Below are 12752 nucleotides of genomic sequence, written 5' to 3' on the forward strand. Positions count from 1 at the left end.
CGACCACTATCAATCCCGTGACTGACTTCGAGACGAGAAGTGGCGACGGGACCTCACCCGCGGACGGGGATCAGGAGCAGGAGGACGGCGACAACGGCGAGCAAGATGGCGGGGCCCGCCACGAGGCCGCCGGCGACCGCCGTCCGCAGGAGGTCGACCCCCGCCAGGACGGCGACGACGACGATACCGACGCCCACGCCGAGGACCCCGTGGAACAGTTCGAGGCGACGCGTCTCGGGGATGTGGCCCAGGTCGGCCGTCACGCCGAGGCCGAACGCCGAGACGTCCCAGGCGACCATGCCGGCGGTGATGCAGGCGAAGACGGCGACCGGCGGGACGCCGGCGAGACCCGCGCCCACGGTCGCGACGACCATCCCCGCCGAGGCCACGGCCGGGCCGCCGGCGCGGTCGGGCAAGACCCCGACGGTCACACCGCCCAGGAAGGCGAGCCCCGCGACGAACAGCGCTGGCGGGCCGAGGATTACGAGAAGGACCGCCACCACGACGCGAAGCAGGGGCATGCCCGGGACGACGGAGAAGTAGAACGGGATGGTGAGCACCGTGAACGCGAACCCCGCGACGACGGCGGCGAGCAACTGGTTGGCGCGCCTGTCGGTCGGCCGGGTCACCCGGCGGAGCGCGAGCGCGACGAGCGCGGTGGCGAGGACGGCGACGCCGACGAGCAACAGCGGCCCGAGGACGAACGGCGAGGAGAGGCCGCCGAATACGGCCGAGGACGGCGGGAGCGCCGCGTACAGCCGGTCGAATCCGCCCAGAAGCCAGGCGACCACTGCGACGACGATCCCGGCGAAGGCGACGAGCGCGACGACGGCGGTCACCAGACGGAACCGGCCGAGGTTTCGTTCCAGACGCGGGCGACGGTCGCGCGGCGTGAGCTGTCGGAACGGGAGCCACCGCGTCCCGAGCCAGACCAGGACGCCGGTGACACAGAGTGCGAACAGGAAGACGATCAGCGACGGCGTCGGCGGAACCGACGTCGCCGGGCCGGTGAGGAACGTCCACAGGGCCAGCACTGTCCCGGCGACGACGATCAGACAGACGAACCAGACGAGCATCGACACGAAGGAGGCGCCGCCCTGGAACAGCGCGGTTTTGGTACTCTCGGCGTCGGCCACGTCGGCCCAGGTCGTCGCCAGCCCGGTCAGTGCAAGGGCGAAGCCGGTGAGCACGAGCCCGTACGCCGGCGCGAGGAGGAGCACCAACAGGGCGAACCCGACCAGTCCCGTCCCGCCGAGCACGTAACAGAGCTGACCGAGGAACAGCGCGAGGAACCGCTCGCGGTTCAGCAGCGAGAGTCCGACGGTGAAGAGCCCGACGAGCGTCCCGAGCGCGAGCGTCAGGCGCATGAACCCACCGGCCCAGCCGGTTGCGGCGACGACGGCGAAGACGACCACCGAGGCGATGGTGAGACTGGTCGCTCGCGGTCGCCCCTCGTCGCCGATGGCCGACGGCCTGTCGAGTCGCGGACCGAACAGCGGCATCAGGCGTCACCTCCAGTGCCGGCGCCGGTACCGGCGTCCGCGCGGCGGCGCGCCGCGTGGCCCGCGTCGGCGGCGAAGGCGTACTCCAGCGCGACCGGGAGCGGCGTGCCGCGACGCCAGTCGAGCGCGCGAGCGCCAGCGGCCTGACAGCGCGCCAGTCGGGCCCCCCTGCGGACCTGTTCGTACTGGCCGCTGACGGTGTTGCCGGTGATCACGTCCGGCGAGAGCACGACGACGGAGTGGTCGTGGGCGAGCCACGCCTCGACGGCGTCGGCCGGCGTGTCGTCGAGCAGCGGCGAGAACAGCGCGATCTGGGCGCCCGGCGGCGCGAGCCCGAGCAGTTGCGTGAACTGCGCTTCGGGGTCCTCCACCGTCGTCTCCGCGTCGGCCGCCAGTTCGAACCGGTCGAGTGCGCGCGAGCGCTGGCCGTCGCCACCGCCCGGCGGGAGCCAGTGGAGTCCCGCGGGCCCCGGCCCGTCGAGGCCGACGACGGCGACGGCGACGTCGTGGCCGGTGCGCAGGAACTCGCCGACGGCGTGGGTCGCGGCGTAGGCTTCCAGTTCGACCGCAGTCGGGCGACCCGGTCCGGGGACGACGCGACACACCTCGCGGGCGTCGACGACGGCGACGATGGAGGCCGACCGGTGTTCCCGGTAGTTGACAGTCGCGAGGGTGCCGCGCTTGGCGTAGTGGCGCCAGTCGATCCGTTTCGCGTCGTCGCCGTGACGGTACTCGCGCGTCGAGTGAAACTCCAGGCCCCGGCCCGGGCTGTCGGTCGTGATCTGACCCACGTGGTTGCTGGCGTCGTCGGCCAGCGGCGGCGCCTCGGCGTCGAGCCGGCAGACCAGTTCGACGTCGCCGTCGACCGGGAGGTCGGCCGTCGCCGCCGCGCCGGCGCCGAGACTCCGGAGGCGGACTCGCGGCGGGTCGAAGGCGTGCTCCCCGCGCCGGGCCACCATCGTGTATTCCAGGGTCACGGACTCGCCGGGTTCCAGCGTCGTGCCGACGCGCGGCGACCCGTCCATCACGGCCAGGTCCCCGGGGACGCCGTCGACGACGCGGACGTCCGAGAGCGTCCGGTCGGAGTCGTTCGTCACGGTCAGCGTGACGGCCACCGGACGGCCCGGCGGCGCCGGCGTCGGCTCGACGGTTCGGCTCGCCGTCAGCTCCGTCGGAAGCTCCGCCGTCGCGAGCGACCCGTAGGCGACGTAGGCGAGCGGAACGACCGCCGCCAGGAGTATCGGTCCGTTGCTGGTCGCGAGGCCGACGACGGCGAGGACGATAGTCGCCGCGACGCCGCCGCGCCAGCGCAGCGTCGGGTTGCTCATCGACGGGACACCCCCTCTCCCTCCTGGTCCTCGTCCACCGCTTCGTCGGCGACTACGTCGTCGGCCGCCGTTCCGTCCCGCTGGCTCCCGACCCGAATATCGGCCAGTGAGTCGGTCGCCGAACGGCGACGGGGCTCCCCGGCCGCTGGGTCGTCCTGCTGTGACTGACTGAGGCCGCCTCCGGCCGGCTCGTCGGTGGTACTGCCAGTGTGGTGGGCCGCCCGTCCGCCGTCGACGTCGCCATGGGTACGGCCACCGAGCGGCTCGACGGCACGCTGGAGGTGGCCATCGGCGCCGCGACGGAGATCTTCGAGCGTCGGCGCGAGGACTGGCACGGTGCGGGGAGCGTGCTGGCCGGGAACGGTCGGGAGTTCACGGTCCGCGACCGTCGCGATGGCCTGCATCGCCCGCCGGACCTCCTCACGGAGGACCTGTTCGGGGAAGAGCCACGCCTCGAACCGTTGCAGCACGCTCCAGCCCGGGTGGTCGACTGCGTCGTCGAGCACGGCGGCAGCCGTCGCGTCGTCTGTCCAGTCTCCCCGAGCGAGCAGGGCCTCCGCCGTGGACCGGTCGGTGCCACCCTGGACGAACACGCCCAGGAGTGCCTCGCGAAGGTGGGGTCGAACCACGTCGACGCCGGCGGCCACCGTGCCGTCGTCACGTGCCGCCTCGCCGGCCGCCGCGACGACGTCGGCGAGCGCCTCTCCCGAGAGGTCGGACGCCGCCGGCGAGCGCTCGGGCGCGCGCTCGACGAGGACGCCCGATTCCTCCCAGGGGGCGGCCGCCACGCCCCCGTCGGACTCGGAGCCCGCGACCTTCACGAGCGCGCCGATGACGCCGACGACGCCCACGAGGACGGCCATCGAGAGGAGCAGGGCGCTGTCCGAGACCGTCCCGGAACTCGCCAGGAGTGCGACGACCGCACCGACGATGGTCGCGACCCCGAACACCGCAGCGAGGGCCGCTCTCACGACCCGCTCACCTCGCCGCCGTCGTCGGCGTCGGTCGCTCCGTCGCCGTCAGTCCCATCAGACTCGTTCTCCCCGGCGTCGAGGGCGTCGTACGCGCGCTGGGCCTGCAGGTACCGGTCGTCGGAGAGGGACTCGCCGCCGTACTCGACGTCGCGGAACACCGACGTGAGTTCCACCACGGAGTCTCTCGGGAAGCCCGCGTCGATGGCCTGGCGCGACACCTCGCCAGGCGTCCGCTGGGGCCAGCGGTCCGGAACGACGCGCCGGGCGAAGCGACGCCAGAGTTCGCGAATCGCCGGGCCCGGCGGTCGGCGCTCGGGGGTCGGTTGCCCCGTTGGGTCGGTCACTTCCGACTCGTCGTCGGACGACCCGGGCAGTATCGATCCGAGGAGGCGCCGGGGAAGGCCGACGAGGAACCGGATCCCGGCCACGAACCGCCGAGGGAGCCCACCGAACAGGGTCCGGACGTCTGCGAGGAGTGCGGCGAGTTCGAACTCGCGAAGCCGACGGAGGACCGCACCCAGACTCGTCTCGATCCGGTCCACGAGGCGCTCGACGCGCCGCGTGATCCAGAGCACGCCATCGGTCACGCGGTCGATCCACGAACGGGCGACGTCACCCGCCGATCCGCCGGGCGTCACCAGCGCCGTGAGCCTGTCGCCCGCCCCGGAGACCAGGTCGGGCCGGCGGACGGCGAGGACGAGCGCCAGCAGTAACAGCGTCGAACCGACGGCGACGAGGGCACCGTCGCGGCCGGCCACGACGTAGCCAGCGGTCCCGGCGAGAAGGTTCGCGGCGAGGGCGACGAGCACGGCGAGGCCGCGCCGGCCGTCCGCCCAGTAGACGGCGAGCGGGCTCCCGACGAGCAGGAGGAGGGCGGCAACGGGAGTGACGATCGTCGGCGCGAACACCGACAGCATCGACCTGCTCGCGGTCCGGTCGCCGGTGGTCACGGTCACCGTCGCCAGCGGATCCCCGGGGAGCGTGATCGCTGCCTGCCCCGTCGCGTTCGTCGTGGCGACCCGCTCACCGTCGAGGGTCACCGCGGCGTCCGCGGCCGCGTCGGTGCCGATGGCCGCCCGGACCGTCGCGGACTGGCCCGGGAGGGGGAACCGCTCGCCCTGGACCGCGACGCGCAACAGCCTGACGTCGACGAACGTCCGGCCCTCTATCTCCCCGCGCTGGACGTTCACCCGGAGCCGTTCGGTCCCGTCGTCGGGAATCGTCAGCGCGTACTCCCCGTTCTCGTCGGTCCGTCCGACCCGGTCGCCGTCGACGGACACCGTCGCCGCGGGGACCGGGTCGCCCCGGATAGTGGCGACGAGCGTCACGGTCTCGCCGGGGTTGGGTTCCCCCACCACGTCGACGCCGATGGGGCCGAGGAAGCGGAACGAGTCAGAGACGTTGACCGCGTCTGTCGGCCGCGTGGGGGTCGGACTGTCGGTCGCCTGCGCGGCGGCCTGTCCCGTGGACTGACCCGTCTCTGGCGCGGCGTTCCCGGCGAGATTCGACGAGCCGGCTGGGGCGCCGAGCGCGGCAGACTGGTGCTGCACCGCGGTTCCTCCAGTCACCGTTTCGAACTCGCAGGACCCGCCGCCGGGCAGCCCCACTTTCACCGACAGTTTCCGAACGTAGGGCACCGTGCCCGTGACCTGGCCGGACCGGTTCGTGACGCCGATAGACCGGTCGTCGAACCACACGCGAACGTCCTGGATCGGTTCGCCACCGCGACGGACGGCGACCGTCACGTCGCGTCCCGGGACGGGATTTTCGGAGAGGAGGACGACGCAGTCGCCGGTCTGCCCGGACTCGTTGCCGAACAGGTCCCCGAGGGGGACGTCGGGGGAAGACGACCCCTGAGCGGTCGGCGGGGCCGCGAATGCAGCGACGACGAGTGCGAGGCTACACAGCGCGAGGAAGACGAGCTGTCGGGGCTCGCCTGCCAGCTTCGGGAGGGGTCCAGCCGGGTTCGTGTGTGACATTGGCGTTGTCTGCACGCCGCCGGTTCGGCTCTCGCTCGTCTGACTCCCGCACCCACGACGGGAGGCCGACCGAACGGCGGCGTACTGGAACTAGTCCCACTGTCACTTTCGGTAGTAAAGAAGCCCCGGGTCTCGATGCAGGCTGTGCAGTCGACGGTCCTCCGGGGCGCACCGTCGCGGGAACCGACACGTACTTTTCTGCCGGGACGCATGCGATATCTATGCGCGTTCGCGACTGGCAGGACATCCTCGACGACGTGGTCGAATCGAACGCCGACGCCGGGCAGTGGCGCGCGGTGGGCGGGGACCGCGCCAGCGGTATCGGCGAGGACCTCTACCTGGGCCACCCCTCTGCCGGCGTCTTCCAACTGAAGACGTACGCGAAGAACCCCTTCGAGGTCCAGGGCGTCGGGTCACAGGTCGCCCGGAAGATCGACGACGAACTCGAGCCGCTCTTTCCCGACCGGGGCGCTGGCGGCTTCGGCGTCCAGCAACCCGTCGAAGACGAGGACGAGGCCGAGGCGGTGGCCGGGAAACTGGAGAGCGTCCTGGAAGCCCACGCCGACGCGCCGACGACGCCGGACGCCCTCTTCGAGGACGTGATGGACGCGATGGACTCGCCGGCCTACGGCCCGATGGAGTTCGACCAGTACGACCGACCCGAGCAGATGGACGACCTGGCCGACACCTTCGAGGAGGCCGAGGAACTGCTCGAGGCGGAGTTCGACGACGTGGTCGAGGAGGACGTCGACCGCGGATTCTACTGATTTATACCGCCGGGATTACTCTGATCTCGTATGAGCGACGACGCCGTCGGGACGGAGTCCAGCGCGCGGGAGACGGTCCGCGCGTACTACGACGCGCTCCGCAACGGTGACCCGCTGGGACCGTTCTTCGCGGACGACGAGGACCTGGTCAAGTTCGGCATCTCCGAGCGACTCGTCGGCGGGGAGGCGGTGGCCGACGGACTGCGCGAACAGACAGAGACGACCAGCGGCTGGACGGTCGACAGCCGTGCGCTGGCCGTCACCGAACGCGACGACCACGCCTGGTTCTCGGACGAGGTGTTCCTGGGCTGGACCGGCTCCGATCCGCCGATCCGGTACGAGTTCGAGACACGCTGGAGCGGGACGCTCGAACGACGCGAGGGGGACGGTTCACCCTCCGCCGACGGCGACTGGCGCGTCGTCGGGATGCACGTCTCCACGGCGGGCGATATCTGATGGTCGGCCCGTCGATCACCGACGAGGAACGAGAGCAGTTTCTCTTCCGCCTCCGCGTCGGGTTCTCGCTGTTCGTCGGCGCGTCGATGGCCCTGGTCGTGGTGGCCGGCGACGGGTCCCTGCCGATGCTCGCGGGAGCCTTTCTGGCGGGCACCGCCGCAGGCGCTGCGCTCGCGTGGTGGGTGTTCCCGGACAGCATGGCCACGGGCCCGCGCGGGCGGCGGTAGACGGGGCCAGAGCCGAGAGAGGCGCCACCACCGGGCTCGTTGCTATCGCACGGACGGTATCCGTTACGACCCGCGTACCCGCCGATAGCTCTTTGCGTCCGCCGGTCACAGTTCCCCGACGTGACTGACCATCGGGAGGACGACGAGGACGCGGCCGAGACGGACGTGTTCACGCCGAGCGACGCGTTCCAGAGCCTCGGCGGCGAGGCGCGTACCGCCGTCCTTCGGGCGCTCGCCGCCGACGGACCACAGCAGTTCTCCGAACTGCACGACGCCAGCGGCGTCGACACCTCTGCCGGCTTCGCCTACCACCTCCGGCAACTGGACGGCCATTTCGTCCGCCAGCGCGCGGACGACAGGTACGAACTGACCTGGGCCGGCCGGGAAGTCGCGCGCGGAATTCGGGCCGGCGTCTACACCGATAGCGTGGCCGTCGGCCCGGTCGAACTCGACGAACGATGCCCGTTCTGCCAGGAGACCGGTCTCGTCGCGCACGCGGCGGACAACGTGACAGAGGTCGCCTGCGAGGACTGTGAGACGCCGGTACTGGGCCTGTCACTTCCGCCCAGTGGATACGCCAAGCGAGACGACGGGTCGCTCCCGGCCGCGCTCGACTCGTTCTATCGCCACCGGATCCGCTCGTACGGCGACGGCGTCTGTCCGGACTGCGGGGGCGCCGTCACCGTGGCCGTCGAACCCGCGTCCGGGGGCGAACTCGCGGACGGCGGCGAGCGGGACCGGGACGAGACGGCACACGGACCGGTGCAGGCGACCTTCGACTGCGAGGGGTGCGGGAGGGGCCTCCGCTGTCCGCTGTCGCTGACAGTCCTCGACCACCCCGCCGTCGTCTCGTTCTACCGTGACCACGGCGAGGACGTCCGCGACCGGCCGGTGTGGAACGTCGGCCCCGAGTGGCGCGAACACGTCGTCTCGCGCGAGCCGTGGTGCGTACTGGTCAGTACTCGTCTCGACAACGACGTCCTCGACCTGTACGTCTCCGTCGACGGAAACATCGTCGAACACCGTCGACGCACCGTTAGCGACGCCGGTCTCGGCGCGAACCGTGCGAACCTGGACCCCACCGGTTCGGCAGGTGGCGAGAACGGGCCCGCCGACGAGATGCGAGAAGACGACGCCACTGCGTGAGCGGAAACCGACTTACGACGCCCGGGAGAGCCCGGCCTCGTCGAGTGCACGCTGGCGGCGGCCCCGGTCGAACGATTCGAACCCGTCGGCGTCGACGGACGCGAGGGCGAGGTCCGACGCCGTCAGGTCGCGGTCGATTCCCTCGGCGAGCGACCGAAGTGCCAGCGTGAGTCCGGTCTCGACGTCGACCTCCCGGTCGTACTCGGCTTCGAGGTGCGATCGGATCGCCTCGCTCCCGGCGCCGACGGCCGTCGCCCGCCACTCGGTGGGCGTCCCGGACGGGTCGAGTTCGTAGAGAGATGGAGCGTCGTCGACGGCACCCCCGAGAAGCACTGCCGCGCCGAATGGTCGGGTTCCACCGGTCTGAGTCGACTCCTGGACGTAGTCGGCGAGAGCTTTCGCGACGGGTTCCACGCCCGGGGCTTCCCCGTACCGCAGGCGCTCGCGCTGGGCGTACTGTCGACCGTAGTCGACGAGGTGGCGGCCGTCGGCGACGTGCCCCGCCGTGGCCATTCCCAGGCGCCCGTCCACGTCGTGGAGTTTCTCGATGCTCTCCGGTTCGACCAGGGACGACCGGCGGCGCCTGTGCGTCGCGAGGACGACGCCGTCGATCGTGCGAACACCGACGGTCGAACTCCCGCGTTCGACGGCCTCGCGGGCGTACTCGACCTGGTAGAGGCGCCCGTCCGGCGAGAAGATGGTACTGCCCCGGTCGTAGGCTCGCTGGCGATCGGACTGCATTAGCTGGCCCTCCGTTCGTCGAAGGCGACTCCGTCGGCGGTGACCGTGGTGAGAGTGACCCCGTCACCGCTGGCCGTGTCTCGTTCGCACGCCGCCTCGACGGCAGCGACGGCCGTGTCGGCGGCCGCCTCGACGTCCGCGTCGGCGTCGACACGTCGTTCGAGCACGCCGTAAGCGACCTGCATCCCGCTGCCGCCCGCGGCGTAGCTATCCCCCACCACGCTTCCGCCACCGTCGAGTTCGAACACGTGTCCACCCGACTCGTCGACGCCGGCGAGCAGCGGGGCGACGGGCAGTCCCCGAACGTGCTCTCCGGCGGCGTTCGAGAGCGCCGTCATACTCATGGGTTCGTCGCGTCGCGATTCGTACAGGCTCGCCTCGGCCCGGAGCGACTGTATCAGGTCCTGTGCTGGGCCGACGGACCCGGCGATAGCCATCGTCGCCGTCGGGTGGACCTGTTCGATCTTCTGGACGTCCTTGTTCGCTGTGAACTGACCGCCAAGGCTCATGCGCTGGTCGGCGGCCATCATGACGCCGTCCGTCGCTCGCAGCGCGACGATGGTCGTCCCGGTTTCGAATCTCGGGGCATCGTGCGACACGTCGTCCGTCTGCCTACCGGACGACGGACGTTTCGCTAGGGACGCTTCTGGGATCAGTTCGGCGTCTTCTGGCGAGCCAATCGGTCGTGCGGGTGAGTTCGGTCGCAGTTCTGGTCGGGTCATCACCCCGGACTTCGGGCAGGGGTGGAAAATATGTTAGCTAAAATATATTTTAGCTGGTGGGCTGAGACGACCGGGTACCGAACGCGAGAGAAAACGGACCAGAAGTTATTCTGCGACTCGCCCGAGCCAGAGCCGGGGGTGGTCGAGTTCCTCGTCCGTCGGGAGGTGCGAGGGGTCCTCCCAGACCTTGCTCGCGCCCGCGACGCCGCGTTCGTCGGCGACGACGTCGAAGAAGGCCTTGCCTCGCTCGTACTGGCGGCGCTTCATGCCCAGGCCGAGCAGGCGGCGGACCAGCATCGCGATCGGGCCACGACCGCTCCGGCGGGCCTCGAGTTTCGCCCGGAGGTCGTCGTACTCGTCGTCGAAAGCACGGTCCATGACGAGTTCGGCGTACCCCTCGACGGCGGTCATCGTGGTGTCGAGTTCGCCCAGCGAGTCCCGGTCGAGTCGCCCGTCGGTCAGCGCGCCGATGGTCTCCTCCATCGTCTCCTCGAGGTGGGTCGAGAGCCACGGGGCGGCGCCGAACTCGGCGGCGTGGGCCACCTCGTGGAAGGCGATCCACCGGCGGAATCGGTCCCGGTTCACGTCGAGTTGTCCAGCGACGCGCTCGATGTTCGGGTGGACGAAGTACAGCGCGTGGTCGTCGGCCTCGGCCAGGAGGAGCGGGTCGTACTGACCGAGCACGTTGTTGCCGAGGAAGGAGAGCGCGAAGGCCATCGACCCGGTGTTGGCGAGCCGGGCGAGGCCCGGCATGTACTTCGCCTGCTGTTCGAGCGGGCGCATGAGGCGCTCGAACGTCGTCACGTTGGCGTCGATCCAGTGGTGGCGGTCCTGGACCTCGACGGTCCCGGGGAGGTCGAACTCCACCGCGCCGACGTCGCTGACCCGGTCGCGGGCGTCGCGGACGTCCCCCGCGTAGCCCTCGCGTTCCGCCTCGGACAGGTCGACAGAGCCGGGTGCGACCGACCCCTTGGCCGCCTCGGCGACGGCGTGCCAGTCGATAGGACCGTCGCCTGACGCGTTCGCGACGGCCTGGACGCTCCGATACAGTCCCATACCACCGTTTTGGTGTCAGTCGGGATATGCCTTCTCCCTAGAACACCGGGGCCTGCTCGGTCGCTTCGGCGTCCGAGCGGTCGGAACGACCGCGGGAGAGCAGCTTCCGGCCGAGCGCGATGGCGCCGGCCGCGAGGACGAGGCCCGCGAAGAGTGCAGCGGGCGACGTCCCGACGCCCGACGGCTCCGCGTCTCCCTGGAGTCGCTCCTCGATCGTCTCACCGACGCTCTCCGTGGCGCTATCGGCGTCGGCCCCGCTGAAGGGTGCCGCGGCGTTGAACTCCGCACCGTCCAGGTTGACCTCGAACAGGGTGAATCGAACCATACGTACACTTGTTCCGTCTGTCACTTATTCGTTCGTACCGGGCGACGGTTCCACACGCGTCGCTTCTCTGACGGCGGCCCGCTCCCTGATCCGACGGCTGACAGGTCAATGAAGATTTACGTATTGGTTGACTACTATTCCGTGTCAATGGCCTCCTACGAGGTGACCCTCCTCTTCGTCGGTCTCGCGATCATGGGCGCCGTCGCACTGCCTCGCGTCCTGTCTGACAAGCCGATGTCGTTCCCGCTGGTGTACGTGATCGTCGGCTTCGTCCTGTTCGCCCTCCCCCTGGAGACGACCCCCCCGGACCCGATCGAACAGGTCCTCGTCGCCGAACACCTGACAGAACTGGTCGTCATCGTCGCGCTGATGGGGGCCGGCCTGAAGATCGACCGCCCGTTCGATCCGCGGGGCTGGTCGACGACCTGGCGACTCCTCCTGATCGCGATGCCGATCACCATCCTTGTCACCGCCGTGCTCGGGGTGACCGTGCTCGGCACGCTCACCGCTACCGCCATCCTGCTCGGCGCCATCGTCGCACCGACGGACCCGGTGCTCGCCTCGGACGTCCAGGCGACGCCGCCGACCGAAGAAGTCGACGAGGACGTCGACGCAACCAGACAGGAGGGGACGATCCGGTTCGCGCTGACCTCGGAAGCGGGCCTCAACGACGGGCTGGCGTTCCCGTTCACGTACCTCGCCATCGCGGTGGCCGCCGCCAGCGGCACGTCGTCGCTCGTCTGGCTCGCCGACTGGGCACTGTACGAACTGCTCTACAAGATCGCGGCCGGCACGGTGATCGGCTACGTCTCCGGTCGGGTCTTCGCCTGGTTCATCTTCGGCTCGCCGGCGACGACCGACCTGGCGCGCGTCATGGCGGGCGCCGAGGCGCTGGCCGCGACGCTGATCTCGTACGCGGCCGCCGAGCTGATGGGGGGATACGGGTTCATCGCCGTGTTCGTCGCCGCGCTGGTCCTCCGGAACTACGAGTGGGACCACGACTACTACTTCGACCTCCACGACTTCGCCGTGACGACGGAGCGGTTGCTGATGGCGGCCGTGCTCGTGCTGTTCGGCGGCGCCATCGCCGGCGGGTTGCTCGCCCCACTGACCTGGACCGGTGCGCTGGTCGGCCTCGTGGTCGTCTTCGTCGTCCGGCCCGTCGCGGGGATGATCGCCCTCCTCGGCAGCTCCGTCTCGATGGCCGAACGGCTCGTCATCTCGGCGTTCGGCATCCGGGGAATCGGCTCGTTCTACTACCTCGCCTACGCGCTCAACGAGGCGTCGTTCCAGGAGATCGAACTGCTGCTTGCCGCCGACGAACTCTGGGCTATCCTCGGATTCGTCGTTCTGGTCTCCGTCGTCGTCCACGGCATCAGCGCGAACTACGTGATGGACGCGCTCGACCGCCGGCGGAAGGGTCACGAGGTGACCGAGTCGGCGCACTGACGCGAGTGACGACCTGTGCACGGCTCGCAGGCGGTCCGGAGCGGCCGAACGGCCGGCGCCCCTGTTTTTATCACCTCGCC

At 70.5% G+C, this 12752-nt stretch carries 13 protein-coding genes; 5 read left to right on the top strand and 8 right to left on the bottom strand.

Annotated elements, in window-relative coordinates; genetic code table 11:
- Nucleotides 1-53: 53 nt before the first annotated feature.
- From BM337_RS16495 to BM337_RS16510, 4 genes are read right to left on the bottom strand one after another with little or no spacing between them, the layout of a single operon-like run.
- On the bottom strand, nt 54-1502 hold the full coding sequence (locus BM337_RS16495) for a DUF7519 family protein (RefSeq protein WP_089817914.1): 1449 nt from the start codon (nt 1500-1502) through the stop codon (nt 54-56).
- Nucleotides 1502-2830 (bottom strand): DUF58 domain-containing protein, encoded by a 1329-nt coding sequence (locus tag BM337_RS16500; RefSeq protein WP_089817916.1) that lies wholly within the window; start codon nt 2828-2830, stop codon nt 1502-1504. Before BM337_RS16500 ends, BM337_RS16495 begins: the two co-directional genes overlap by 1 nt.
- Nucleotides 2827-3801 carry a DUF7269 family protein gene (locus BM337_RS16505; protein WP_089817918.1) on the bottom strand — a complete coding sequence of 325 codons (975 nt, stop codon included), beginning with the start codon at nt 3799-3801 and terminating at the stop codon, nt 2827-2829. Before BM337_RS16505 ends, BM337_RS16500 begins: the two co-directional genes overlap by 4 nt.
- Entirely contained in the window at nt 3798-5783 is a 1986-nt protein-coding gene (locus tag BM337_RS16510; RefSeq protein WP_089817920.1) for a DUF4129 domain-containing protein, read from the bottom strand. The genes BM337_RS16505 and BM337_RS16510 overlap by 4 nt, the downstream gene beginning before the upstream one ends.
- Before the next feature lie 221 nt (nt 5784-6004).
- Here BM337_RS16510 and BM337_RS16515 point away from each other — a divergent pair, with 221 nt between their 5' ends.
- The 4 genes from BM337_RS16515 to BM337_RS16530 all read left to right on the top strand — a co-directional run bounded on the left by BM337_RS16515 (nt 6005) and on the right by BM337_RS16530 (nt 8379).
- Nucleotides 6005-6550, top strand: coding sequence for a hypothetical protein (locus tag BM337_RS16515; protein WP_089817922.1), 546 nt, complete (start codon nt 6005-6007; stop codon nt 6548-6550).
- Nucleotides 6551-6580: 30 nt separating this feature from the next.
- Nucleotides 6581-7006 (top strand): nuclear transport factor 2 family protein, encoded by a 426-nt coding sequence (locus BM337_RS16520; protein WP_089817924.1) that lies wholly within the window; start codon nt 6581-6583, stop codon nt 7004-7006.
- Nucleotides 7006-7233 (top strand): hypothetical protein, encoded by a 228-nt coding sequence (locus BM337_RS16525; RefSeq protein WP_089817927.1) that lies wholly within the window; start codon nt 7006-7008, stop codon nt 7231-7233. The genes BM337_RS16520 and BM337_RS16525 overlap by 1 nt, the downstream gene beginning before the upstream one ends.
- Nucleotides 7234-7353: 120 nt before the next feature.
- The gene (locus BM337_RS16530) at nt 7354-8379 is read left to right on the top strand and encodes a DUF7351 domain-containing protein (RefSeq protein WP_089817929.1); all 1026 of its coding nucleotides are present in this window, start codon (nt 7354-7356) and stop codon (nt 8377-8379) included.
- Nucleotides 8380-8391: 12 nt separating this feature from the next.
- Here the strand turns inward: BM337_RS16530 and BM337_RS16535 are convergent, their stop codons facing one another.
- The 4 genes from BM337_RS16535 to BM337_RS16550 all read right to left on the bottom strand — a co-directional run bounded on the left by BM337_RS16535 (nt 8392) and on the right by BM337_RS16550 (nt 11223).
- Entirely contained in the window at nt 8392-9120 is a 729-nt protein-coding gene (locus BM337_RS16535) for an archaeal proteasome endopeptidase complex subunit alpha (RefSeq protein ID WP_089817932.1), read from the bottom strand.
- Entirely contained in the window at nt 9120-9719 is a 600-nt protein-coding gene (locus BM337_RS16540; RefSeq protein WP_245778686.1) for an Ntn hydrolase family protein, read from the bottom strand. The genes BM337_RS16535 and BM337_RS16540 overlap by 1 nt, the downstream gene beginning before the upstream one ends.
- Nucleotides 9720-9947: 228 nt before the next feature.
- Complete coding sequence (locus tag BM337_RS16545; protein WP_089817936.1) at nt 9948-10898, bottom strand: zinc-dependent metalloprotease; 951 nt, start codon at nt 10896-10898, stop codon at nt 9948-9950.
- Between the two features lie 37 nt (nt 10899-10935).
- Nucleotides 10936-11223 carry a hypothetical protein gene (locus tag BM337_RS16550; protein ID WP_089817938.1) on the bottom strand — a complete coding sequence of 96 codons (288 nt, stop codon included), beginning with the start codon at nt 11221-11223 and terminating at the stop codon, nt 10936-10938.
- Nucleotides 11224-11370: 147 nt separating this feature from the next.
- Between BM337_RS16550 and BM337_RS16555 the strand changes: the two genes are divergently transcribed.
- On the top strand, nt 11371-12672 hold the full coding sequence (locus BM337_RS16555; RefSeq protein WP_177227587.1) for a cation:proton antiporter: 1302 nt from the start codon (nt 11371-11373) through the stop codon (nt 12670-12672).
- Nucleotides 12673-12752: the final 80 nt, after the last annotated feature.

The organism is Halomicrobium zhouii (genome assembly GCF_900114435.1).
Lineage (GTDB): Archaea > Halobacteriota > Halobacteria > Halobacteriales > Haloarculaceae > Halomicrobium > Halomicrobium zhouii.

Coding starts and splice junctions, on each gene's coding strand:
- BM337_RS16495 (WP_089817914.1), bottom strand. CDS start 1,502: ATGCCGCTGTTCGGTCCGCGACTCGACAGGCCGTCGGCCATCGGCGAC.
- BM337_RS16500 (WP_089817916.1), bottom strand. CDS start 2,830: ATGAGCAACCCGACGCTGCGCTGGCGCGGCGGCGTCGCGGCGACTATC.
- BM337_RS16510 (WP_089817920.1), bottom strand. CDS start 5,783: ATGTCACACACGAACCCGGCTGGACCCCTCCCGAAGCTGGCAGGCGAG.
- BM337_RS16515 (WP_089817922.1), top strand. CDS start 6,005: ATGCGCGTTCGCGACTGGCAGGACATCCTCGACGACGTGGTCGAATCG.
- BM337_RS16520 (WP_089817924.1), top strand. CDS start 6,581: ATGAGCGACGACGCCGTCGGGACGGAGTCCAGCGCGCGGGAGACGGTC.
- BM337_RS16525 (WP_089817927.1), top strand. CDS start 7,006: ATGGTCGGCCCGTCGATCACCGACGAGGAACGAGAGCAGTTTCTCTTC.
- BM337_RS16535 (WP_089817932.1), bottom strand. CDS start 9,120: ATGCAGTCCGATCGCCAGCGAGCCTACGACCGGGGCAGTACCATCTTC.
- BM337_RS16545 (WP_089817936.1), bottom strand. CDS start 10,898: ATGGGACTGTATCGGAGCGTCCAGGCCGTCGCGAACGCGTCAGGCGAC.
- BM337_RS16550 (WP_089817938.1), bottom strand. CDS start 11,223: ATGGTTCGATTCACCCTGTTCGAGGTCAACCTGGACGGTGCGGAGTTC.
- BM337_RS16555 (WP_177227587.1), top strand. CDS start 11,371: ATGGCCTCCTACGAGGTGACCCTCCTCTTCGTCGGTCTCGCGATCATG.